Origin of the sequence: Mesobacillus subterraneus, assembly GCF_000934845.1 — a bacterium.
In the GTDB taxonomy this organism is placed as follows: Bacteria; Bacillota; Bacilli; order Bacillales; family Cytobacillaceae; genus Mesobacillus; species Mesobacillus stamsii.
This window is the reverse complement of record NZ_JXIQ01000038.1, coordinates 15,839-38,891: the sequence shown is the minus strand read 5'-3', so window position 1 is coordinate 38,891 and position 23,053 is coordinate 15,839. Positions and strand designations below refer to the sequence as shown.

Below are 23,053 nucleotides of genomic sequence, written 5' to 3'. Positions count from 1 at the left end.
CTTTTAACACCATTATTTGATATGATGGAGTAGAATTATTTTTGTTCGGTGTAAAGGATAGAAATTATTTCGTCTTAATGATCACTTTGGGCAAGGATAGTAACATTTGTGCGAATGGCACTAGGAGGTAAAAGTAATGGAACAAGGTACAGTAAAATGGTTTAACGCAGAAAAAGGTTTTGGATTCATCGAGCGCGAAGGTGGAGACGACGTATTCGTACACTTCTCTGCTATCCAATCCGAAGGTTTCAAATCATTAGACGAAGGACAAAAAGTATCTTTCGACGTGGAGCAAGGCGCTCGCGGACCACAAGCTGCTAACGTAACAAAACTATAATCGTTTTCTGAAAAGAAGAAGGTTCCTTTCGGAACCTTCTTCTTTATTATTCCAGATCCCATTCCTGCTACGGATTTCTTCCACACTCCCTCACTCACGGTTTTACATTTCCAACTTCAAACTCATAGAATATATTTTACCTGATTGCAAATAATTTAGAAAAAATGTCTTTTCATTAAGCGATGTCGATTATGCTATCTTTGAAACGGATGGAAAGCTTTCTGTTATGAAAAAACCGAACAAACAAATAGTTACGAAAAAAGATTTAAATATTGCCGTTACACAAGGTAATTTTGTTCCGCTTTCGACAGAACTCATAGCTGACGGTCAGGTCAATCTTCAAAATCTGGCTAAAATGAATAAAGATCAAAGCTGGCTCGTGCAACAGCTGCATCAATCTGGTACCAATTCATTGGATGAGGTGTTTTTTGCAGAAATCCAGCCTGATGGAACACTCTATATAGATAAAAGAGATGATTTGGTGCATTAAATAAATAGATGGTCCTGCCAGATTGAGCAAGACCATCTATTATAAAAAGCCTAAAAATGATAAAAAACATCTGTCATTTCTTCAGAAATGGACCACAATCTATTCATCGTTTCTATGTTATACACATTTGAAGCCGGTACTTCAATCGCAGGATTCCCCTTTCGATTCCCTCTTCCGTCCGGTCCGATGTACTCCCCGCCTTTAAGGCTGTCTTCCGTAGCTGCATAAATTGTTGGCAAAGAACCCTTTTCAGCAGGTTGTGTAATGAATTTCATCAGTCCTTTTATAAAAGCAGGTGTTTCTCCTTTTCCGAAATGAAATAGATTCGTATTTGATAATCCAGGATGGCAGGCAACACTTATGCTCTCTATCTCATGCTGTTTGAAGCGATTATCCAATTCTTTGGCAAACAAAAGATTTGCAAGTTTACTCTGACCATAGAACTTCATTGCCTTATAACCTTTTGACCCATCTAAATTGTCAAAATCAAGCTTTGCTCCTCTATGGGCAATACTGCTCAAAGTAACCACACGTGAACCCGGTGTGTTTTTTAATAGTGGCAGTAATAGTCCGGTTAAAGCAAAATGACCTAAGTGATTGCTGCCAAACTGAAGTTCAAAACCATCCTTTGTCTTTCCATAAGGAGGAATCATGACTCCGGCATTATTAACCAAGAGATTCAAGAATTCGAACTTCTCCATAAAACTTTTTGCAAAGTTGCGAACACTTTTAAGGTCAGCAAGGTCAAGCTTCATTATATTTACTTTAGCATTTGGATTTTCCCTCAAAATGGATTCCAAAGCTATCTGGCCCTTACTCTCATTTCGAACAGCTAGAATGACAAATGCTCCCTTTGCTGAAAAATACTTTGCTGCCTCAAAGCCGATTCCACTATTTGCACCTGTGATAACGGCTATCTTCCCTGATAAGTTGTCTGTTAACATAACTACTTTATTCCTCCATTCAAACGCGAGCCGAATTCTGTTAATCCGCCTCTTATTGTATCATAACTAGGCTTTTTAAATGGTTAATCCAACCCTATCCTCACCATACCAATTTCTGATATCAACATGTTCGTGAATGATTAATCAAAAAATCTACACAATTAGCTTTCATTTCCTCGTTCCCATTAAATTCATCCCTCCTAGCTTCCCTTTTTACGTCAATATCTGTTGTTAGAAATTCACGAAGATGCCAATTTTTGTTTTCATAATTTGTTCACAATTATCCTCAAAACTGTAACAATTGCCATGTTAGAATAGTTATAAACAAACATGTGTGATATTTATCACACTTTTTACCACAACTTACCGTTTATTTTGGAGAAAGTATGATAAATTTGTGAACTTATAAACATAAGTTTGTGATAAAATGTACAAGGATTAATTTTGAAAGGAGTTGCAGTGATGAAGAAATCAAAACTTTTTTTGGTCTCCCTCACCTCGATCATAACTGTGCTGCTGCTTAGTGGCTGTGAAAACAATATGGTAGTTTTCAACCCAGAGGGACCAATCGCAAGGCAAATTCTTGAGCTAATCAACTTTTCGATAGCTTTGTTGCTACTTGTTACAGTGGTTGTTTTTGGACTGTTCGCCTTTATTGTCTGGAAATACCGCGAGCGAAAAGACAATTTGGATTATGAGCCACCGGAAGAGCACGGAAGCACAGCATTGGAAATTATTTGGACAGTGATTCCTATTTTGATTATCGTTGCCTTAACCATCCCAACTGTCAAAACAATTTATGCAATAGACGAAATACCTAAAGGCTACGAAGATAAAAAACCGCTTGTTATTAATGTCACTTCCGCTGACTGGAAATGGATTTTTAGCTATCCAGAACAAGGGATTGAGACAGTTAACTATGTGAATATTCCTGAAGATCGTCCAATTGATTTTAAATTGACTTCCGCAGGTACGATGCAAAGCTTCTGGGTACCTGCACTTGGCGGCCAAAAATACTCTATGGCCCATGCCGAGACCCAGCTCTACCTTGTCGCTGACAACCCTGGCTCATTTGTAGGCAGAAATACAAACTTCAATGGCCAAGGCTATGCAGGAATGGAATTCGAAGTCCTCTCCCAGACACAGGAAGATTTTGACCAGTGGATTAAGGACGTAAAAGAAACGGCACCTAAAATGACTCTTGAAGAGTATGAGAAAATGCTGGAGCCATCACACTTCGGCCGCAAGACATTCTCCAATAGTCATCTTGAATGGGTTGATCATTCCGATCCTCACTCCAAGAATTACACCAACCCTGAATTGTATGACAGAGGACATGGCTGGCCAGGTAAAATTTTTGAAGACAAGAATAATTACAAGTACAAAAATACAGACAGTAACAACTCGGAAACGATGAATCAGAAAGACTCAGAAGCTGAGGATCCAAACGGAGGTGGGCACAGTGGGCATTAAATGGGATGAATTTTTCGTAACCGGCGATCCACTGATTTTTGCTTCACAGATCGGGATTGCTCTGTCGTTAGTTGGAGCAATAGCCGGAATCACTTATTTTAAAAAATGGAATTACCTTTGGACTGAATGGCTGACAACTGTTGATCACAAGAAAATAGGTATTATGTATATTTTGCTTGGTGTCGTGATGTTTTTCCGCGGCGGAGTTGATGGATTGATGATGAAAAGTCAGACAGCAGTTCCGGAAAATGAATTCTTGAATGCACAGCATTACAATGAAGTTTTTACGACTCACGGTGTCATCATGATCTTGTTTGTTGCGATGCCATTGTTGATCGGTCTCATGAACTTTGCAGTGCCATTACAGATAGGTGCTCGGGACGTTGCTTTTCCTCAGCTAAACGCACTTAGTTTCTGGCTGACTGCAAGCGCTGCTGCGCTGTTTAACCTTTCATTCATTATCGGTGGTTCCCCAGATGCTGGGTGGACTTCCTACTTCCCTCTTGCCGGCAAAGAATTCAGTCCAGGCATCGGGAATAACTTTTATGCTGTGGCTTTGCAAATAGCTGGTGCTGGAACTTTGATGACCGGTATTAACTTCATAGTTACAGTGTTAAAAATGAGAACCAAAGGCATGACATTGATGAAGATGCCAATGTTCACCTGGACTTCGTTCATTACATCGATCATTATTGTTGCTAGTTTTCCTATTTTTACAGTTGCGCTAGCGTTGATGACATTTGACCGCACATTTGGGGCACACTTTTTTACCATTTCCGGTGGCGGGATGGATATGCTATGGGCAAACCTGTTCTGGTTATGGGGACATCCAGAAGTGTATATTGTCGTCCTGCCAGCGTTCGGGATGCTGTCAGATATTATCTCTACATTCGCCCGCAAAACGCTTTTTGGTTACAAATCAATGGTCGTTTCCATTGTGCTGATATCTGTTCTAAGCATGCTTGTTTGGGTACACCATTTCTTCACAATGGGCAATAATGCAGCTGTGAACTCCTTTTTCTCGATCACAACAATGGCAATTGCGATTCCAACTGGTGTGAAGGTGTTCAACTGGCTGTTCACAATGAGAAAAGGACGGATCAAGTTTACGACTTCCATGCTTTGGGCACTTGCATTTGTTCCAAACTTTGTGATTGGCGGAGTGACAGGTGTCATGCTTGCTATGGCAGCAGCTGATTATCAATATCACAACACGTTGTTTCTGGTTGCACACTTCCATTATGTTTTGATTCCTGGTGTTGTGTTCCCGATCTTTGCTGGCCTTTATTACTGGTGGCCGAAAATGTTCGGCTACATGCTGAATGAAAAAATCGGAAAATGGCATTTTTGGCTATTCGTGATTGGCTTTAATGTTACATTCATGCCAATGTTCTTCTTAGGGCTTGATGGTGCAGTCCGCCGTGCATACACCTACTCTGCTGAAACTGGCTTTGGGCCACTGATGCTACTTTCTGCTGTTGGATCGATCATTCTTGCAGCAGGGTTTGCCGCTCTTGTATATAATATTTACTGGAGTGCTCGCCATGCGGACCGCAATATTGGAAATGATCCATGGGATGCAAGGACACTAGAGTGGGCAACTGCTTCTCCTGTCCAACAATATAATTTCGCTTCCCTTCCTGAAGTAACGAAGCTTGATGCGTTCTGGCATATGAAAAAGAACAATGAACTTCAGCCGCTTTCTGAAGATGAAGTGGAAGAAATCCACTTGCCAAGCAACACATGGATCCCGATTTACATGGGTGCAGTGTTCGGAATCTCAGGATTCCTGCTTGTATTTGAATGGACAATTGCTGCGGGCATTGCCGCACTTGGAATTTTTGTCGGATTGGCTTTCCGCTCGTTTGACTATGATGAAGGCTTCCATGTTCACAAGGATGAGATCTCTGAAACTGAACGCAAATGGAGAAAAGGCGGGAACAAAGGAGTGAAGAACCATGTCAGCTAAAGTTAACGCCGCTTTGCCGCTCGAATACCAAACAGAACAAAATAGAATGAATATTCTTGGCTTCTGGATCTTCCTTGGAGCAGAAATAGTACTTTTCGCTACTCTTTTTGGCGTATATGGTGTCCTTAGTGAACGCCATGCAGGAGGTCCAGGACAGAGTGATCTCTTTATCGTAAAAGACGTTTTGATTCAAACCTTCCTGCTATTAACGAGCAGTTTTACGATGGGAATTTCGATTTTTGAGATGCGACGCAGCAATAAGAAAGGCATGTTGATGTGGCTTGTCTTTACATTATTACTCGGCGGTGGATTCTTATTCATGGAGATCCGCGAGTTCATAAACTATGTACATGAAGGCGCAACGATGCAAACAAGCGCATTCCTTTCCAGCTTCTTCGTCCTGCTGGGAACGCATGGACTGCATGTTACGATCGGGATCGGTTGGGCTATCCTGCTGATCATCCAAATGCTGCAAAGAGGGTTGACTCCAGTGACTGCCCGCAAGACGTTTATCTTCGGGCTTTACTGGCATTTCCTTGACGTCGTTTGGATTTTCATCTTCACTTTCGTATATTTAAGAGGGTTGGTGATGTAATATGGATAATCATTCTAAGGGCTTCCCAATCAGTCATGTCATCGGATTTTTCATGTCGCTTGTCTTGACGTTCGGAGCAGCATGGATTGCTCTGCAAAGTTCCCTCTCCATGACGGCCGTTATGTGGATCATTGGAACACTGGCAGTTATCCAAGCCGGTATCCAGCTATATATGTTCATGCACATCAACGAAAGCAATGATCGAATCGCAAACAATATCAATATTATCTATTCAGCGTTCATTGCAGTGGTTATAGTTGCAGGCTCTATCTGGGTCATGACGTCCGGACATTCGCATTAGAAACAAAAACCAGGCTCTCACTGAGTCTGGTTTTTTTGTTTTGATTTTAAAGATCAACCGATAAGTCTATGCTATTTCCCTTTTATGTCCTTTAATTAACCTAAGCTGAGGAATCCTCCCTTCTTTTTTAAACAAAATAAACATCCCAAAATTAAAGACAGCTAGACACAGTGACAGGATAACATGTTGGAATCCATGCGAGACCACCGCCAAGAATCCGCTTACAATACAGTAAATACCAACAATGAAATAAAAGTACATAAGAAGTTTCCTCACTTCTCATTCCTCCACTTTTTCGTTTGTACTGTTAATATTAACAGAATTTACGAAAAAATGTCACAAAATGTTCATATTTAATCTTGTTTTTTCACATTCTCTTCACTTTTTCTTTAGAATTATTCGTCAAGCCACAAATAAACGGAACCTGTTAATGGTTCCGTTCCGTCATTTTATAAATTTTCTAGAAATACCCGGATGACATCGGCACCACCAATGAAAGTTCCGATGGAGCTACCAAGATTGGCAAGGACAACAATCAGCAAAATACGGCTGACTTTATTTCTCCAGAACCCTTTTACACTGAAAACATCCTCGGAAAGGGATCCGAAGTCCTTCACGCTTGGCCTGCGGATATACGCTTGTGTTAGCCCGGCAAACCAGCCTGCTGCAAGCAACGGGTTCAACGATGTAATCGGAGCTACTAGAAATGCAGTCAGGATGGTTAACGGATGTCCCATGGCAATGGCTGCTCCCAGAGCTGAAAGGCTCCCATGCCATAGAATCCAACTGAACGTCTGGGAAAAACCCGCAGAAGGATTAGCTAAAAATGTATAGACGATGATTGCCAGAATAAACACTGGAAGACTCCATCCGATGATTTTTGGCCAGTTGGATTTTGGCGGAACCTCCCTTAGTTTTTTCAGGTCATGGTCTTTTTTAATCTGTTCCTTGATGCCAGGTATATGGGCTGCACCAAGGACAGCAACAATTTTTTGTCCTGGTGCATCCTTAATTTTTTGAGCTAAATATTGATCGCGTTCATCGATCAACGGCTTTTTTAAACGAGGAAAAGCCTCGGTAAACTCATTTAGCATAGCGTTGATTGTATCCTGTTGCTTCAGCTTTTCAAGATCTTCCTCAGAGATGCTGTCTTTGCTGAAGATGCTGGTGATAACTTGACTAAGCAGGAGAGCCTTCCCTTTTAATCCTAGATTGCCCCAGATTCGTGAAAAAGTAATCTGAATATTACGATCAGCTAGAATAAGCTGGGCACCGACTTCCTTTGCTGATTCAATCCCCTGAATCATTTCCTGGCCTGCTTTGATGCCAAGTTCCCTCGCCATTCGATTTTGGAACGAAGAGATAGCTAAATTCATCAGTAACAACGAGGCCTTTTTTTCCTTAATGACCTGAATGATATCCATTTCCTGCCACTTAGAGCCTTCCGTAATCGTTTTATAACGCTGTTCATCTAACTCCACACATACGGAATCTGGCATCTCAGCCTCGATAACTTCCTTTACCTGCTCTGCGCTGTGCCTCGATACATGCGCCGTACCGATTAATATGTATTCCTTGCCATTCATTTCAATTCTCGTTATATGATCCTCAACCATAGATACCTTCCTTTAAAAACGAAAAAATTTATTTTATTTCATTATTATAACATGAACAACGGGTCTAAATAGATATTATACATAGAAAGACCGTACATCGCCATTTTTCAGACATTGTACGGCCTTCATTGGTTTTATCTGGAGGAAAGTTTGGAAGTTTTCCTGCTGTCCATTATTTTCTTGACGATCGGATATAGAACAGGTCCCCATTTGATAGCTGTTTTTAGTAATTTACTCATGAGACATCCCTCCTCATTCTTACAGGTTATATACCCAGATATCAATGAGGACAACCGTGTATATTTTGGGAAAAACTTAAACTATCCAAAAAATAACTTCCAATTCCTTTGGATTAATCCAAGAATACTCTTTCCTGTCCAGTGTACACATTAAGGGATTCATCTCGAACAAAGCCGATTGTAGTAATGCCCAGATCCTCTGCAAGCTTTAAGGCCAGTTCTGTAGGCGCAGATTTCGATAATACAATCTCGCAGCCAATTTTGGATGCCTTTAGGAGGATTTCCGCAGAAATCCTCCCGCTAAAGGCAAGAACTTTGTCCGAAAGTGGAATGCTGTTTTTCAGGCAGTGACCATAAATTTTATCCAAAGCATTATGCCTGCCAATATCCATTCTTGAGATTATTACTTTATCTGATTGGCAAAGTGCCGCATTATGAACTCCTCCCGTATTTTGAAACACTTGGGATGATTCCTGCATGTCCTTCATCAAAGAAAAACATTCCTGAGATGAAATCGTTACTCTTACTTGATCCATCTTTTTCGCAGTCAGAGCATCGTTAATAAAAACGTAGCCCTGCCTTCCTGCTCCACAACAGGATGTAATATATCTTTTCCCTTGGAAAGTAAGGTAATATGGATTGATCTTTTTCGTTTTAACATGGGCTGTGCCAGACTTTTCTTCTATCCAGATCGTTTCTAAATCCTCATACTTTCGAATCACGCCTTCAGATGCCAAAAAGCCGATGACAAGGTCCTCAATAAAATCAGGTGAACAAACGATCGTAGCAAACTCTGTGCCATTGATTTTGATTGTCACTGGGTGTTCTGTAACAATACTGTCTTCCACTCGTTCTGCAAGTCCATTTCCGTACCGGATGATTTCCCGTTTCACTTCAATAGGTTCCATCGTCTGCCACCTCGGTTCAGCTTCATTTGTCGCTCGACCTATTACCCGCAATTGCTTCCGCGATCAATATGCCCAATCTCCTAACGGCTGAGTTTTCCGATCCTCACGGCAGCTGTCGCAAACATGGAGCATCACAGCTTGGAACAGATCTTCTTTGTATTCTTCAAAGCCTTCTTTTCTCCCGCAAACTTCGCATATTCTCATCTTTGTCACCTCTTTTAATGTAGTTATTCACTAATCAGATCAAAACCGGCTTCCCGCACCGCCTGTTTAAAGTCTTCCTGTGAAGACATTCTTTCGTCGAATTTGATGGTAACTGTTTTGTGCTGCGTGCTTGCTTCTGCCTGGGAAATTCCCCAGACGTCAAGCATCGCTCCTGTCAATTTACGAGCATCTTCGTCGGAATGTAAATTACTGATTTTGAAAATTTTTTCTTGCACAGTGACTCCCCCCTATTCGCGTTTTTCCCTGCTCCTTAGGAAGGCCTCCCCCATTCCCTCCATAAAATCTACCATCGTGGTCATCGCAGCCCGGATTGCTGGACTTCGTAGCCTGATTCTCATTTTCCAGAGGCTTTGCTTCTTGCCTTGTTCTCCAGTTTGCGACATTCGCTTCAACCCAAGCGTAACACCATTTAAAAGGGTCTCAAGCTGGGCTGGCTGCAATCCGCCAAGAAATTGGAACAATCCGAAACCGCTTTTAATGACATTGTGCACGGCAGGCTGATTGACCTGTTGCATGGCAATGACTCCCACCTCATTTCGCTGCTTCAACAATGCTCCTGCTGTCTCAAAGACTTTCATTTCATGAAGTTCTTTCGCCATTTCAATCATTGACAGGACGGCATCCTTATTGTCAGCCAGCGACTTCAAGATTTCTTCCGCTGCCTGAGCTCGTTCTTCCGTTTCATTCCGGACCTGTCTACTAATTAGCCTGATCGCTTTCGCCATAAAATCCCTCCTTTAAGTCATCTATTTCTGAAATGGGTGTATAGTCGGAGCGCTGCCATTTTTCCTCTACCTTCACGCTGATCTGCGGAATTCGATTGCCATAACGGTGGTTATGTTTCGGAAGCGGCGGCACTCCTGAAAGTTCTAACACCACCATTTTCACTCCCATTTCCTTATAGGCAGGAGTATGGGTAATGATATCGTGATAGCTGCTTGTCAGCCTGTTCACAGCCTCGTTATCATCGGCAGTATTCATTGGCAAATACAATTCATGCCCTTTTACTCTGTCCGTTACAATAACCCGAACTTCAACATGGCCATACGGCGAAGTCAGCCCGACAAGTGCTCCATCCTCGAGACTTCGTTCAGCTGCAAGCTCAGGTGAAATCTCGAGCCATACATCAGGTACTTTGTGCACAATCCCCTCGGTTTTGTTAGTCATATTGCCTTCGTGGAAATGTTCAAGTATGCGTCCGTTATTGAGATGCAAATCAAAATCCGCGCCAGGGTCAAATGGTATAGTCCAATCAACAGGCACGAGCCTTGCCTTTCCATCTGGGAAAGCGAATTTTTCGGTATAAAGCAACGGAGTGTCCGTTCCATCCGCTTTTACCGGCCATACAAGCGATTCCCATTCCTCCAGTCGTTGATAGCTAACTCCCGCGAATAGATTGGCAAGCTTGGCCGCTTCGTCCATAATTTCAGAGGGGTGCTGGTAGTTCCAGTCTGCTCCCAGTCGGTTTGCTAGTTCCTGGAAAATAAGCCAGTCCGGCTTTGAGTCTCCCAGTGGTTCAAATACTTTGTAGAACCTCTGAATCCGCCTTTCAGTGTTCGTGAACGTTCCATCCTTTTCTAAACTTGGTGCAGCAGGTAACACAACATCCGCAAATTGAGCGGTTTTGCTGAAGAACATATCTTGGACTACAAAGAAGTCGAGTTTTTCAAAAGTTGAATGGACATAGTTTGAATTGGCGTCCACTATGGCCATATCCTCGCCAAATAGATAGAGTGCTTTCATCTTCCCTTTGCTAATGGCCTCCACCATATGATGGTTGTCATAACCAGGATTTTCAGGCAAATCGACTCCCCACGCTGCCTTATACTTAGCCCGGACTGTCTCATCATTTACCGGCTCATACCCAGGCATCCATGGTGGAAGTGTCCCAAAATCACATGCTCCCTGGACATTGTTATGCCCCCGTAATGGATAAGCTCCTGTACCGGTCCGCCCATAGTTTCCAGTTACCAGCAGCAAATTGGAAATAGCGGTGCTAGTATCCGATGCCCCCATATGCTGCGTAACACCCATAGCCCAGAGGATCGAGACTGATTTTGCTTCCTTGATCATTTTGACAAGACGAAGCAGCTGTTCCATAGTGAGACCGGTTTTTTCCACCGCATATTCAAGGGAGAATTTTTTAAGCGACGACTTGTATTCTTCTAAACCATTGACACGCTCTTGAAGAAAACTTGCATCCTCCCAGCCTTGATCAAGAAAGTATTTGGCAATCGCATTCAGCATGATGATGTCAGTTCCTGGCTTTGGATGAAGAAATAAATCGGCACGCTCTGCCAGTTCATTCTCCCTTAAATCCACGACGACAAGCTTTTGTCCATGGAGCTTGTGGGCACGCTTGATTCTAGTCGCTAAAACAGGATGTGATTCAGCCGGATTAGCGCCTACTACGATGACAAGATCAGAAGCCATGATATCTTCCATGGTTCCTGAATCTCCGCCAAGGCCTACAGTCCGCATCAATCCAGTCGTCGCTGGAGACTGACAGTATCTGGAGCAATTGTCGACATTATTGGTCCCCATGATTCCACGGGCAAACTTTTGAAACAGGAAGTTTTCCTCATTTGAGCATTTGGATGAAGCGATATAGCCAATCGCATCTGGACCATGCTCTTCTTTAATTTTAGATAGATTTTCGGCAATCAGGGAGAGTGCTTCATCCCATGTTGCTTCAACAAATTCTTCCCCTTTCCGAATGAGCGGTTTTGTTAGCCGTTCTTCACTGTTTACGTAATCCCAGCCGAATTTTCCTTTTACACAAGTTGAGATTCCATTAACTGGAGCTTCTGTTTTCGTCTGAATCTTCAAGATTTCCCGGTCCTTCGTCCAGACCTCGAAGCTGCATCCGACTCCGCAATAAGTACAGACTGTCTTTGTCCGTTTAATTCGAGCCTTTCGCATTGCTGCTTCCACTTCAGATACAGCAAAAATTTCACGATATCCAGGTTCCACTTCTTTGGTCATATCGATCATTGGGGCTAGTATATTTGGAGCAATCCCCGTCAAAAATCCAGCATTGCCAAGCATTGATTTTTCCATGAGAGCGTTACAAGGACATACATTCACACAATGTCCGCAGGAAACACAAGAGGATTGGTCGATCGGAACGTCATTGTCCCATATAACCCTTGGCACTTCCCGGCTCCAGTCAATCGTGAGGGTTTCATTCACCTGAAGATCCTGGCAGGCTTCCACACAACGTCCGCAAAGAATGCACTGATCAGGCTCGTAACGGTAAAAAGGATGAGAATTATCAGGTGGATACGGTTTTGCTTCAAATGGGTACTTCTGATGGGCTAGTCCCATATCTTCTACTGTGTTATGGATTGTGCAGTTGCCGTTGTTATTATCACAAACGGTACAATACAGTTCATGATTTTTAAGAATTCTAGACATCGCCTCATACTGGGCTTTCTTCACTTGATCAGACACCGTATCGATTTTCATCCCTGGCGCGACCTTCATCGTGCAGGACCGTGTCAATTGCCCATCCACCATCACATAGCATGTATCACATGTCTGGATGGTTCCCAAGTCTGGATGGTAGCAGACGCCAGGAACAAATACCTCTTCCGCCCTTGCGACTTCTAAAATTCGCTGTCCCTCCACGGCATTGTATTCTTTGCCGTTGATTTCAATGGTAAATTTTGAATTACTCATTTCCTTGCCTCCTTAATCCTGCTTTCGGGAAGGTAAACCATTTTGTTCCCGCATGGTTTGGCTTTCGCTTTGATTCCTTCTGGGATTCCGTTTCCATAGTTCCACGGTAAGCAATCCAATAAAACATCGAGACAAATACAGAGCCCCCTATTGCATTGCCAAGAAATACCGGAATAAAATTCCTGATAAAATCAATCCAGCTGTAATAGCCAGAGAAGATTGCTGCTGGAATGACGAACATATTGGCGACAACGTGCTGGAAACCAATCGCAACAAACGCCATGATTGGAAACCAGATCGCCAGGATTTTACCGCCGATATCCTCGGCACCGTATGCAAGCCAAACAGCTAAGCCAACTAGCCAATTACAGCCAATTGCCGAGACGAGTGATGGAAAGAAACCATCTTCTAGTTTCCCGCCGGCAATCGCCACCGTTTTGTCAAGGTAAGGGCCAGCAGATGTCAATTCCGCAACCTGGCCGAAGAAATAAGCAATAAACAAGGCTCCAATAAAGTTAAATATAGTAATCCAAAACCAATTCTTCAATAGTAATCCTAACGAAATTCGTCTTGACAAATAAGCCATGGAAACAGCCATCATATTTCCTGTCAACAGCTCCCCGCCACCAATGATGATCAAAATAAGTCCTACAGGAAAAACAGCCGCACCGATCAATGAGTTAAGGGAACCCCATTCCTCTGGCAGACTGGCAATAACCCGAATATCAAGCAGGTAGCCAAGGGATATGAAAGCTCCGCCGAGAAAACCTAATACGAGTACACTTGAAAAAGGAAGATTCGCTTTTTTCTGTCCATTTTCAACGGTCAGTTGTGCAATTTTGTAAGGTGGAAGGTATGCCACAGAACATTCAACTCCTTTTCATTTCTCTAAATAATATTTACATTACAGGGAAAATTATTTAGCATCAGACAATATTTTAAAAAAATGAGGTGATTTCATGGATACCAACCAATTGCTGCAACGTGTTCAAACAATGATTCAGTCATCAGCCAAAAAACCAAAGTATATGACCATCTCAACCGTAAAGGTTGCAGATCTATTTGGAGTCAAACCAGAGGAAATCCAAAAAGGGTTGGATGCTTTAGTAGAGGAAGGATATTTAAAACAGTCAAAACTCGACAGTCCGCCTTTTCATGATATCTTTTTGCTGCCTTAAATAAATGACTCTTGGCTTTTTCAATTTTAACAACACTAAAAACCTCAGAGTATGGTTTCTCTGAGGTTTTTTTGTGTGCAGAAGTTTACATAATAATATTATGGTTACTTAAAAACTGTTTTATAACCAACTTGGCGGAAAATTGACCAGACCGGATTTTTTAAAATGTTTTTTTTTCTATTTTATTGATGTTTATCCCACTCGTCAGCTAAAACACCGTATACGATGAGATCTACATAATGATCGTACAACCATTCTGCCTGCCTGATTCTTCCTTCCTTCACAAATCCTAACCGTTCGGGAATACTCCTACTCTTTTTATTTTCCTCCGCTGCCCTGATTTCTACTTTATTCAACTTTAGAAGTTGGAAAGCGTAGTCAGTCAATCCCTTAGCCACTCTGGTCATGATTCCTTTTCCCTGATAGTCATGCCCTAGCCAATAGCCAATGTACGCTGTTTTGTTTGACCAATTGATGTTATTAAATCCAGCAGTACCCACAATTTCGCTTTTATATATAATCACTGTCGTTAAGCTTCTGTTTTCGGCATAACCTAACATCGAGCCCTTGATGAACTCCCTTGTATCATCAACAGTCACTGTAAAATCAAGCCATGGCAGCCACATTTTTAAATATTCCCGGCCACTCTCGGTTAATTCAAAAAGTCGTTCTGCGTCATTCAATTCTGCCTGCTTTAATGATAATTCGTCATCTATTTTGTATAAAAACATTCATACTCCTCCTCGTCAATTCCTAACAAAGTATTATTCGACAAATCACTCATTTTTCCTTTTATAACTGTTTCAGAAAACTTTCTGCCACCTATTAAAATTCGTACTACCAATCTGTTCTAAACCTAGCAACCCGTCCATAAATTAGTGATAGGAATTTATAGAAAACAGGTGATTTGCTATGTATGTTGTCCATTTTTTTGAAAATAGAAAGGAGCTTCTCAATCAGCTCCGCCAACAGATTCCGACTGTTGGGGATGATGTGAAAATCAAGGGATGGAAAGGGAAAGTTACCAAAGTAGTGGCAATTGACGAGAAAACATTCCATGTACAGCTAGCACTTGAATCGAAAACGAAACCAGTCTTAGCTACGGATCCTGGTAAAAAGAAGAAACGGTAACAAATGAAAACCACCAATGTGAATTGGTGGTTTTCATTTGACAGCTTTGCCCCTGCTCCCGCCGAATCTGTCAAAATAACATGGTTTTCTTGACAACTTTTCGCTCAACTTCCCCAAACCTGTCAAAATAACATAACATCACTTTCTATACCATATTATAAAAAGTGGAGAATCCAAAAGGATCACCACTTTTTATAATAATACTACCCGCTCGGTCTTTTTCCGATATGCAGCTGCCGACCACGCTGTCTTGGTTAATCTGTCTGCCTTGTGTGGATGTTCTAAAAAGAACTGCAGCATTTTCTATATGATGATATATTAAGAATATATCCATCATTCGGAGGTCTCCATGACAAAACTGACAGACCATTTAATTGTTATTTCATTCGACTGCCTTTCTGAGCATGATGTCCCGTTGCTCAGGGAGCTGCCTAATTTCAAAGCATTCATTGAAAAAAGTTCCTATTGTACAAAAGTAGAAACAATATATCCTTCTGTGACTTATCCGTGTCATGCGACAATTGTGACGGGGAACTTCCCTAATCGTCATGGCATCGTGAACAATACATTCATCCAGCCGGGGAGAATTTCGCCGGACTGGTATTGGCATCGTCGCCATATTAGAGGGACAACCCTTTATGATGAGGCGAAAAAGGCAGGTATGAAAACAGCTGCCCTGCTCTGGCCTGTCACGGCAAAAGCCGACATCGACTACAATATGCCCGAAATTTTTGCGAATAGGCGTTGGCATCACCAGATTCCTGTTTCTCTATTCAACGGAAGTCCCCTGTATCAACTAGAGATGAATTCTAAATTTGGCCACATTCGAAAAGGACTCAGTCAGCCAGAGTTAGATGATTTTGTACTGGCAGCCACAGTGGAAACAATTAAAAGGAAGAAGCCTGATCTGATGCTGGTCCACTTTGTCGACCTGGATTCTCAACGACATATGCACGGCTTTTCATCAAAAGAAGCACAGGACGCACTGTACCGTCATGACCAAAGATTGGGTAAAATCCTTGATGCCACCAAGGAAGCCGGTATTTTTGAAAACACTACCTTTGTTCTACTCGGTGATCACAGTGCCCTTGATGAGTCTAAAGTCGTGAAATTGAACGTTTTATTAAAGGAACTGGGACTAATCCACGTTAATGGTGCCGGCAAAGTGACAGAATGGAAAGCATACTGCAAAAGCTGTGACGGATCAGCGTATATTTACGTAAATAAGGAGAACGATATTGACACTAAAAAGACGGTAACAGAACTGCTGTCTAAGCTACTTCTAGACCAATCCAACGGAATCGAAAAAATTATCACCGGCCAGGAAGCAAATAGGATGGGTGCAGATGGTACCGTCTTTAAAATGCTTGAAGCGGCCCGAGGCTTCTATTTTAGCGAGGCCCTCGACGGTGCTTACATAGAAGATGTCAGCGAACAGGATGCCCTGAGCAAAAAATATACGCTTGCCTGTCATGGCTATTCCCCTGAAAAAGCTGATTATCACACCGTTTTCTTTGCAGCAGGAAAAGGAATTCGCCCCGGAATTTCCGTCCGTTCCATGCATCTTGTGGACGAAGGTCCTACCTTTGCGCGTTTGCTTGGACTGGACCTTGGCGATACAGACGGCCGGGTTATCGAAGACCTTTTGGATCTGTAAAAAATGAAAATAGAGGTAATTCCAGATTTAAAGGCGAATTCAAGTGGGACGTGCAATTCAAAAATATAAAGGTATTGGGGGCAAAAAGATGAAAAGTTTTTCGAAGGAAGAAAGCAGTTGGATCCGCTATGACTGGGCTAGTTCGGCTTATTCGATCATCATTTCTACAGCTGTTTTCCCACTGTTTTACAAGGCTTCTGCAACCGAAGCAGGTGTTAGCCTGTCGAATTCAACAGCTTATCTTGGATATACGATTGCCATCGCCACCTTCATTCTCGCCTTGATTGGACCGATTCTCGGAACGATCGCAGATTACCAAGGAATGAAGAAACGATTCTTCACTATTTTCTTCACATTGGGACTTGTATTTACTGCTGGACTAGCTTTTGTGCCAAACGAAAACTGGCTCATGCTTCTGGTGATTTATACATTAGCAGTACTTGGTTCGACCGGGTCCAATGTGTTTTACGATGCGTTCATCGTGGACGTTACGACCGATGAAAGGATGAATCGAGTGTCTGCACGCGGGTATGGAATGGGCTACATCGGAAGTACGATCCCGTTTATCATCAGCATCGCGATCATTATTCTCGCTCAGACAAAGGTATTGCCGGTTTCGATGACCTTGGCAAGCCAGACGTCTTTTCTTATCACTGCGTTATGGTGGGGGCTTTTCTCGATTCCTTTGTTTAAAAATGTCCAGCAGAAGCATTATATCGAGCGTGAACCCCAGTTGGTTCTGCAAAGCTTTAGACGTTTAGGGAAAACTTTCAAGGAAATTCGCCAATATAAGGCATTATTTCTATTTTTATTAGCTTATTTCTTTTATATTGACGGTGTGGGAACAATTATTACGATGTCAACAGCCTATGGAACGGATCTAGGAATCAGTTCTACCAACCTATTAATCATCCTTTTCGTTACGCAAGTTGTTGCCTGGCCGTTTGCAATTTTGTTTGGTAAATTATCCGAACGGTTTACTGGGAAAAAAATGCTTTATGTTGGAATCATCGTTTATATTTTTGTCTGTATTTACGCCTACTTCCTTGAAACCACGACTGATTTCTGGATTCTAGCAATGCTTGTCGCGACTTCACAGGGTGGCATCCAAGCACTAAGCCGTTCCTATTTTGCAAAATTGGTCCCGAAAGCAAATGCAAATGAATTTTTTGGTTTCTATAATATCTTTGGGAAGTTTGCTTCGATTATGGGACCGCTTATGGTTGGTCTGACAGCACAGCTTACAGGAAATTCAAGCATTGGTGTTTTAAGCCTCGTCATTCTCTTTGTCATTGGCATGATCATACTCTCGTTCGTCCCAGAACCGGAAAAACAAGCCCATATGCCCGAATTGGCATGACCATCCATCTGGGGACTCGTTTAAAAATTTACATAACACTCTACTAAAGAATCTACAAAATATGTCGAAATAAACAAGTAGAGATTTTTTGCATGTGCACGAAAGGAATTTTTATATGAAAATCAATCTTCGAGCCTATATGGCTCTATTTTTTGGTGTCATCATTATTGCGCTTACCATGCTGTTGAGCATAGCGATCAGCAGACATTCAGGGGAAACAATCAAAAGAGAAATTGGGAATAGTCTGTCTACTACTGCCTTTCTTATGGCAGATAAGCTTGATTCATTCATGTGGTCACGCATTGGAGAGGTTGAAGTCTTAAGCCAAATAGATGATATTAGATCACAGGAGGATCTCCAAACAGCTCAAGCATTAATGGATCAACTAAAATCAAGCATACACGTATTTTCCTGGATTGGAATGACTGACTCAGCCGGTAAGGTGGTTGCAGCGTCAGACCAAATCCTGGTTGGCACTGACATATCAAATCGACCAGTTTATCAAGAAGGAAGAAAAGGAACATATACGGGGGATGTCCATGATGCCTTCCTCCTTACGAACCTGCTGTCAAGCACCTCTGAAGAACCTTTGCAATTCGTCGATATCAGCAGGCCCTTGACTGATAAAAATGGAAATATTACCGGAGTGCTGGCAGCGCATTTAAGCTGGGAATGGTCAGAGCAAGTAAAGGATGCGGTTGTCCAACCTTTAAAAGACGAACTAAGTGGAGCGGAAGTGTTTGTGGTAAGCGGTTTGGACGATACCATTCTGTTGGGACCAGACGAAATGTTGGGAAAAGTTCTTGAGATCCAAAGCGTTGATCGTGCAAAAAAGGGAGCTAACAGCTGGCTTGTGGAAAAATGGCCAGATGGTAAAGAATATCTGACTGGATTTGCCGTCGGGGATGGAAATTATGATTATACTGGTCTCGGCTGGAAAGTAATTGTCCGCATCCCAACAGAGCATGCGTTTTCGCCTGTTGATCATCTGAAATCCTACATTATCAAAATAGGCACGATTTCTGCTGTCATCTTTGCAATCTTCGGCTGGTTTCTTGCCGGTTACGTTACCAATCCTTTAAAGAAAATTTCAAAAGCAGCCCATAGCCTGAGAACGGGGAATGAAGCAGTCATTCCTTATATAAAAGGAATAAAAGACCTTGAATTTCTATCCGGTTCTATTCGGGATCTCGTAGACTCTTTGCTCCAGACCGAGTCCAATTTAGGAAAAATGGAAACCCTCGCCCATCAGGATCAATTAACCGGATTAGGTAACCGTGTAGCATTTGATCATTTTATGAAAATAGCAAAATTGACGAATCAGTCTCTGTCTTTTATGTACTTGGATCTGGACGGTTTTAAGAACATCAATGATACGCATGGACATCATGCTGGGGATTTATTGCTTCAGGAAGTAGCGAATAGACTGAAAGAAAGTACAGGTAAGACGGATAAGATTTACAGGCTCGGCGGCGATGAGTTCCTTGTAATACTCGATACACCATCAGAGTCAGGAGAATCTGGTCTTGCAAATATTGCGAACGAACTCATCCATAACATAAACCAACCTTATCACATCATGGATGAACGGCTTACGGTTGGATGCAGTATCGGATGCGCAATTTGGCCAGAGCACGATCTTGATCCCTTTACTGTCATTAGTTATGCAGACAAAGCACTGTATGCTTCTAAAAAAGCTGGAAAAAACCAGTTTACCTTTCATCGGAGTTCAAAAATAAATCACCTGCCAGGTGCACAATCGCCTGGCAGGTGATTTTATTTGGAGGTTGATTATTATAGCCTATTCGATTTTGATACTGTAGTTAATAAATCTCTAGCCTCAACGAGTGATCTTTTTAGATAATAGTTCACTTTCGCAATCTGTCTAATTATCGATGTCTGCAGTAAATGGTAGTCCTGTGTTCCCTTTTCGTAGTCAGTAATTTTGTAAATTTGAGAAAGTGCTGGTATTGGTCGTGTACCTATAGCTGCATCATGTTCGAAAATATCGGATTTAACATAGTTAAGAGGCACCAAAATGCGAGAGATTGCTATAATTCTCTTATTTATTTCTTTCTGTTTTTCAGGCGGCAGATCCGATGACGACAAAATGGTATATGCTTTGGAAAGAGTATCCTCTAGTTGGTTCAAGCGTTCTAGCGATAAACTAAAATCAATCTTCTCCCCTGCAACAGCATGATAATCTCTCATTGTTTTTTTGATTTCTTTTACTGCTTCCAGCTGATTAATAGGCAGTATAGAATCAGTTAATACTTTAAAAATAGAGAGGGTGTAAATTTCACAATCTCGTTTTAGATTCTCAGGATCTATTTTATCGATTGTGTCTTCAACGGTATGCCACCACCAGCCAAATCCTCCTGCCTCCTTACCAGCAAAAACTTGAAACACTTTTTGAGATTTCGGATCATTTGATAGCGGTTGCTCTGACATCCCCATGAACAATGAAGGTACCCCCGCTCCCCAGAAGGATTGGTCTGCATATTTTCCATATCTGCTTCCGATAAAATCCTGTCCGGAAATCTCTTTCACATAATGGGACGCTATATCCTTCGTTTCGCTCATGCAATTGCTTTCGCTTAGAATGGTAGCTCCCTTTCCTCCTACAGAATCAATATAAAAATGCATGACACAATTTTCGTGAATTTCTTCCCAATGACGGTCGCAGTATGCCTGTGATCCGGCATATCTTCCATGTGAATGTCCAGACCAAAAAGCAAAACGTAGCGACCGTTTCATCTGCTCTTGGTAGTTTGAAAGCACTCTTGCCACTTCTAACATTGTAGCATTTGCTGAGCCATTATCCATTGCTCCATAATGCCACGAATCAATATGTCCACTAAATAAAACAAAATGGTCAGACTCTTCTTTGCCTTTCAATTCAGCAGTCAATGTTGGTATTGCTGTCCATTTTGTTTCAACCACGGTTTGTAGTTCCACCTGGTCCTTGCCCTCTTTAATGAGTTGTAAAAGAATTTCCCCACTGTCATCATTAATAGAAACGACAGGAATTTTCGGCAATTGAGAGATGTTTTCAGTAGTTGGACTTCCCCAAACAGTCGAAACAATCATCTCATGTGTGTAAGGTCCATTAATAAAAATAGCTCCAATAGCACCCGCTTCATAAAGCTTTCCTATTTCAACCGGACTTGCAATCCCTTCAATAACAGGGATTTTCCTGTAAATTTGAGGAAGTTTACGTTCCTCAAGCTTACCAATGTAAACAGGCTCGCCTCTTAACCCACCTTCTTCAGTGGACGGAGCCATGGAATGAGTAATACAAGGAAGTTCGATATCCCCTATCATGCATCTCGCTTTTCCCGGCAGAGAAATATATGCTTCATGAAAAGAAAGTTCCGTTTCTAAGCCGAAACTTTTCAAAGTTTTTTGAACAAACTTGAAAGCGCGGAGCTCTTCCTCAGATCCTGACAGCCTTACTTCTTTGGCAATTTCCTTGTTATAATCCATCAATTGATTTGAATCTATAAGAGATAGGATTTCTCTTTCCACTACCGTCAACTTATCCAAGATTCCACCCCTTTAATCCGATTCTAGGAATTCATTTCTGGATAATTCCAATATATTCATCGATTTTTTAGTTATCGGATAAAATACTTTCATACAGACTAGAAATATTACAAAGAAAGGGAGCTTAATAAAAAGTCTCCCGTTTTTATTGTTTCATCGTATGAAATGCATTAAATTCTTCCCCGTGAAGCTTGCTGATGGCTTTGATAAAAGTTTTTGTTGTATGTGGTGTGTCATAGAGAATAGTGAAATACTCTTTTCGTTTTTCTTTAGGAGTTTCTTTATAGGCATTCCCTACCATCCAGCGGCCATAATAGTAGCAAGGGAAATAAGTTTTTTGTATAGGATCCGAGAAGAACCGGAAGGCGTTGTTTGCTTCAATCTCGGTAATGCCACCTCTGTTAATTAAATAATCTATCGTTTCTTCCTTGGATACCTTGCCGAGATTATACAGATAGCAGGCGTTAGTTGTAAACATCCTTTGGTAATCTAGATAATTCCTTGCAAGCAAATACTGTTGTTTTTGTTCATCTGTCACACCAGGAGTTTCTTCATTTACATCATCCCAGCCAAGAAAACTCAAGGCTGTTTCAGGTCCACCTTCAAACAATGCATTGGTTGGACTGTTGATTAGGTAATACGAAGCTTCAAGTGGTAGTCTTCCTTGCTGGTATAAGTAATCCCACCGACAGTAGAATGCCTGATGTCCAGGATAGCCTTCATGTGCCATGATTTGTGCTAGAATTGGCTCTGTCCATGGCCGGTCAATATTAAAAGTTAAATTCCCTCGGAAGCTACCTGTATACTTTGAATATCCGCTCCAAAAAACTCCCCTGGTCGACTTAATCCAATCGATTCCATCTTCTTCTGGCAGTTCAACCACTCTCTTCATTGTTCCTAGCTTACTAGTTTCACGAAATTTTTCAGCTACAGTTGTCACCTGTTCAGGATCAATCAATGTATCGGAACGCCAGGCCGCTGTTTTTTCAAATAAGTTTCCTTTATATCCAATATCTGACAAACCTTTTTCAACAAGATCTCTTGCATGCTCTATTTGCTGATTGGTTATTAAGGTGGTCGGCAATTCTTGGATGTTGGCAATTAGTTCGTCATATGGGACATTATCACCCTGCAGACTTCGAGCAAAATAACGGAATCCATTCGTCATCGCTCTCATATATTCTCCTTCATGGCCTTCTTTCGATAGTAGTGCATTTTCTACCTCATCCAGTTCATCACCAATCTTATCAAAGCTAAAAAGCGAAGGCTTCACGTCACTATAACTAGCTGTAGCTACTTCCTGGCTATATAATTTTTGGGCCTGCTCATTCAAACTGACAACGATATTCACAATTTTTTCTCCAACTGCTTCATCTGACCATCTCAACATCTTTTTTTCCTCC

22 protein-coding genes and 1 pseudogene are annotated in these 23,053 nt (G+C 41.8%); 11 read left to right on the top strand and 12 right to left on the bottom strand.

Annotated features, from left to right (window positions below):
- Positions 1-136: 136 nt before the first annotated feature.
- Positions 137-337, top strand: coding sequence for a cold-shock protein (locus UB32_RS06525; protein WP_044392209.1), 201 nt, complete (start codon positions 137-139; stop codon positions 335-337).
- Positions 338-509: 172 nt separating this feature from the next.
- A pseudogene (locus UB32_RS06520) lies at positions 510-827 on the top strand (DUF421 domain-containing protein); the annotation flags it as partial.
- A 50-nt stretch (positions 828-877) separates the two neighbouring features.
- On the opposite strand, the gene UB32_RS06515 reads toward UB32_RS06520, so the two are convergent.
- A complete protein-coding gene (locus UB32_RS06515; protein WP_044392207.1) occupies positions 878-1,771 on the bottom strand; it encodes an oxidoreductase in 894 nt (297 codons plus the stop codon).
- 462 nt (positions 1,772-2,233) lie between these two features.
- On the opposite strand from UB32_RS06515, the gene qoxA reads away from it, so the two are divergent.
- The 4 genes from qoxA to qoxD are packed head-to-tail and all read left to right on the top strand — an operon-like array spanning position 2,234 to position 6,109.
- Positions 2,234-3,244, top strand: a complete 1,011-nt coding sequence (gene qoxA / locus UB32_RS06510) for a cytochrome aa3 quinol oxidase subunit II (RefSeq protein ID WP_044392206.1) — start codon at positions 2,234-2,236, stop codon at positions 3,242-3,244.
- A complete protein-coding gene (gene qoxB, locus UB32_RS06505) occupies positions 3,234-5,213 on the top strand; it encodes a cytochrome aa3 quinol oxidase subunit I (protein WP_044392205.1) in 1,980 nt (659 codons plus the stop codon). The genes qoxA and qoxB overlap by 11 nt, the downstream gene beginning before the upstream one ends.
- Complete coding sequence (gene qoxC, locus UB32_RS06500) at positions 5,203-5,808, top strand: cytochrome aa3 quinol oxidase subunit III (RefSeq protein WP_044392204.1); 606 nt, start codon at positions 5,203-5,205, stop codon at positions 5,806-5,808. Before qoxB ends, qoxC begins: the two co-directional genes overlap by 11 nt.
- Position 5,809: 1 nt before the next feature.
- A complete protein-coding gene (gene qoxD / locus UB32_RS06495) occupies positions 5,810-6,109 on the top strand; it encodes a cytochrome aa3 quinol oxidase subunit IV (protein ID WP_044392203.1) in 300 nt (99 codons plus the stop codon).
- Between the two features lie 449 nt (positions 6,110-6,558).
- Here qoxD and UB32_RS06485 read toward each other — a convergent pair whose 3' ends face one another.
- The 7 genes from UB32_RS06485 to UB32_RS06460 all read right to left on the bottom strand — a co-directional run bounded on the left by UB32_RS06485 (position 6,559) and on the right by UB32_RS06460 (position 13,640).
- Positions 6,559-7,725 carry a TraB/GumN family protein gene (locus UB32_RS06485; protein ID WP_044392201.1) on the bottom strand — a complete coding sequence of 389 codons (1,167 nt, stop codon included), beginning with the start codon at positions 7,723-7,725 and terminating at the stop codon, positions 6,559-6,561.
- Between the two features lie 352 nt (positions 7,726-8,077).
- Positions 8,078-8,872, bottom strand: a complete 795-nt coding sequence (fdhD, locus tag UB32_RS06480) for a formate dehydrogenase accessory sulfurtransferase FdhD (RefSeq protein WP_044392199.1) — start codon at positions 8,870-8,872, stop codon at positions 8,078-8,080.
- A 63-nt stretch (positions 8,873-8,935) separates the two neighbouring features.
- The gene (locus tag UB32_RS20005) at positions 8,936-9,076 is read right to left on the bottom strand and encodes a hypothetical protein (RefSeq protein ID WP_157841618.1); all 141 of its coding nucleotides are present in this window, start codon (positions 9,074-9,076) and stop codon (positions 8,936-8,938) included.
- 23 nt (positions 9,077-9,099) lie between these two features.
- The gene (locus UB32_RS06475) at positions 9,100-9,312 is read right to left on the bottom strand and encodes a heavy-metal-associated domain-containing protein (protein WP_044392198.1); all 213 of its coding nucleotides are present in this window, start codon (positions 9,310-9,312) and stop codon (positions 9,100-9,102) included.
- Between the two features lie 12 nt (positions 9,313-9,324).
- Positions 9,325-9,822 (bottom strand): DUF1641 domain-containing protein, encoded by a 498-nt coding sequence (locus UB32_RS06470; RefSeq protein WP_044392197.1) that lies wholly within the window; start codon positions 9,820-9,822, stop codon positions 9,325-9,327.
- Entirely contained in the window at positions 9,797-12,778 is a 2,982-nt protein-coding gene (fdhF, locus tag UB32_RS06465; protein WP_044392196.1) for a formate dehydrogenase subunit alpha, read from the bottom strand. Before fdhF ends, UB32_RS06470 begins: the two co-directional genes overlap by 26 nt.
- Positions 12,771-13,640: a formate/nitrite transporter family protein gene (locus UB32_RS06460; RefSeq protein ID WP_084221744.1), complete on the bottom strand. Its 870-nt coding sequence runs from the start codon at positions 13,638-13,640 to the stop codon at positions 12,771-12,773. Before UB32_RS06460 ends, fdhF begins: the two co-directional genes overlap by 8 nt.
- Positions 13,641-13,737: 97 nt before the next feature.
- Between UB32_RS06460 and UB32_RS06455 the strand changes: the two genes are divergently transcribed.
- Positions 13,738-13,956 (top strand): hypothetical protein, encoded by a 219-nt coding sequence (locus UB32_RS06455; RefSeq protein WP_044392195.1) that lies wholly within the window; start codon positions 13,738-13,740, stop codon positions 13,954-13,956.
- 182 nt (positions 13,957-14,138) lie between these two features.
- Here UB32_RS06455 and UB32_RS06450 read toward each other — a convergent pair whose 3' ends face one another.
- The gene (locus tag UB32_RS06450) at positions 14,139-14,687 is read right to left on the bottom strand and encodes a GNAT family N-acetyltransferase (protein WP_044392193.1); all 549 of its coding nucleotides are present in this window, start codon (positions 14,685-14,687) and stop codon (positions 14,139-14,141) included.
- 181 nt (positions 14,688-14,868) lie between these two features.
- Between UB32_RS06450 and UB32_RS06445 the strand changes: the two genes are divergently transcribed.
- Positions 14,869-15,087: a hypothetical protein gene (locus tag UB32_RS06445; protein ID WP_044392191.1), complete on the top strand. Its 219-nt coding sequence runs from the start codon at positions 14,869-14,871 to the stop codon at positions 15,085-15,087.
- 145 nt (positions 15,088-15,232) lie between these two features.
- On the opposite strand, the gene UB32_RS20275 is transcribed toward UB32_RS06445, so the two are convergent.
- Complete coding sequence (locus tag UB32_RS20275; RefSeq protein ID WP_044392189.1) at positions 15,233-15,424, bottom strand: hypothetical protein; 192 nt, start codon at positions 15,422-15,424, stop codon at positions 15,233-15,235.
- A gap of 12 nt (positions 15,425-15,436) precedes the next feature.
- On the opposite strand from UB32_RS20275, the gene UB32_RS06435 reads away from it, so the two are divergent.
- The 3 genes from UB32_RS06435 to UB32_RS06425 all read left to right on the top strand — a co-directional run bounded on the left by UB32_RS06435 (position 15,437) and on the right by UB32_RS06425 (position 19,878).
- On the top strand, positions 15,437-16,744 hold the full coding sequence (locus UB32_RS06435; RefSeq protein WP_044392187.1) for an alkaline phosphatase family protein: 1,308 nt from the start codon (positions 15,437-15,439) through the stop codon (positions 16,742-16,744).
- Between the two features lie 88 nt (positions 16,745-16,832).
- Positions 16,833-18,104: an MFS transporter gene (locus tag UB32_RS06430; RefSeq protein ID WP_044392185.1), complete on the top strand. Its 1,272-nt coding sequence runs from the start codon at positions 16,833-16,835 to the stop codon at positions 18,102-18,104.
- Positions 18,105-18,219: 115 nt separating this feature from the next.
- Positions 18,220-19,878: a sensor domain-containing diguanylate cyclase gene (locus tag UB32_RS06425; RefSeq protein WP_044392183.1), complete on the top strand. Its 1,659-nt coding sequence runs from the start codon at positions 18,220-18,222 to the stop codon at positions 19,876-19,878.
- Between the two features lie 20 nt (positions 19,879-19,898).
- Here the strand turns inward: UB32_RS06425 and UB32_RS06420 are convergent, their stop codons facing one another.
- Positions 19,899-21,650: a M28 family peptidase gene (locus UB32_RS06420; protein ID WP_241768439.1), complete on the bottom strand. Its 1,752-nt coding sequence runs from the start codon at positions 21,648-21,650 to the stop codon at positions 19,899-19,901.
- 145 nt (positions 21,651-21,795) lie between these two features.
- Positions 21,796-23,040 (bottom strand): hypothetical protein, encoded by a 1,245-nt coding sequence (locus tag UB32_RS06415; RefSeq protein WP_128721502.1) that lies wholly within the window; start codon positions 23,038-23,040, stop codon positions 21,796-21,798.
- Positions 23,041-23,053: the final 13 nt, after the last annotated feature.

What these genes read in the sequence shown, in the direction of transcription:
- UB32_RS06525 (WP_044392209.1), top strand. Translation starts at nt 137, where the DNA reads ATGGAACAAGGTACAGTAAAATGGTTTAACGCAGAAAAAGGTTTTGGA.
- fdhF (WP_044392196.1), bottom strand. Translation starts at nt 12,778, where the DNA reads ATGAGTAATTCAAAATTTACCATTGAAATCAACGGCAAAGAATACAAT.
- qoxA (WP_044392206.1), top strand. Translation starts at nt 2,234, where the DNA reads ATGAAGAAATCAAAACTTTTTTTGGTCTCCCTCACCTCGATCATAACT.
- qoxD (WP_044392203.1), top strand. Translation starts at nt 5,810, where the DNA reads ATGGATAATCATTCTAAGGGCTTCCCAATCAGTCATGTCATCGGATTT.
- UB32_RS06455 (WP_044392195.1), top strand. Translation starts at nt 13,738, where the DNA reads ATGGATACCAACCAATTGCTGCAACGTGTTCAAACAATGATTCAGTCA.
- UB32_RS06515 (WP_044392207.1), bottom strand. Translation starts at nt 1,771, where the DNA reads ATGTTAACAGACAACTTATCAGGGAAGATAGCCGTTATCACAGGTGCA.
- UB32_RS06425 (WP_044392183.1), top strand. Translation starts at nt 18,220, where the DNA reads ATGAAAATCAATCTTCGAGCCTATATGGCTCTATTTTTTGGTGTCATC.
- UB32_RS20275 (WP_044392189.1), bottom strand. Translation starts at nt 15,424, where the DNA reads ATGATGGATATATTCTTAATATATCATCATATAGAAAATGCTGCAGTT.
- UB32_RS20005 (WP_157841618.1), bottom strand. Translation starts at nt 9,076, where the DNA reads ATGAGAATATGCGAAGTTTGCGGGAGAAAAGAAGGCTTTGAAGAATAC.
- UB32_RS06485 (WP_044392201.1), bottom strand. Translation starts at nt 7,725, where the DNA reads ATGGTTGAGGATCATATAACGAGAATTGAAATGAATGGCAAGGAATAC.
- UB32_RS06445 (WP_044392191.1), top strand. Translation starts at nt 14,869, where the DNA reads ATGTATGTTGTCCATTTTTTTGAAAATAGAAAGGAGCTTCTCAATCAG.
- qoxC (WP_044392204.1), top strand. Translation starts at nt 5,203, where the DNA reads ATGTCAGCTAAAGTTAACGCCGCTTTGCCGCTCGAATACCAAACAGAA.
- UB32_RS06450 (WP_044392193.1), bottom strand. Translation starts at nt 14,687, where the DNA reads ATGTTTTTATACAAAATAGATGACGAATTATCATTAAAGCAGGCAGAA.
- UB32_RS06470 (WP_044392197.1), bottom strand. Translation starts at nt 9,822, where the DNA reads ATGGCGAAAGCGATCAGGCTAATTAGTAGACAGGTCCGGAATGAAACG.
- UB32_RS06435 (WP_044392187.1), top strand. Translation starts at nt 15,437, where the DNA reads ATGACAAAACTGACAGACCATTTAATTGTTATTTCATTCGACTGCCTT.
- UB32_RS06415 (WP_128721502.1), bottom strand. Translation starts at nt 23,040, where the DNA reads ATGTTGAGATGGTCAGATGAAGCAGTTGGAGAAAAAATTGTGAATATC.
- UB32_RS06430 (WP_044392185.1), top strand. Translation starts at nt 16,833, where the DNA reads ATGAAAAGTTTTTCGAAGGAAGAAAGCAGTTGGATCCGCTATGACTGG.
- fdhD (WP_044392199.1), bottom strand. Translation starts at nt 8,872, where the DNA reads ATGGAACCTATTGAAGTGAAACGGGAAATCATCCGGTACGGAAATGGA.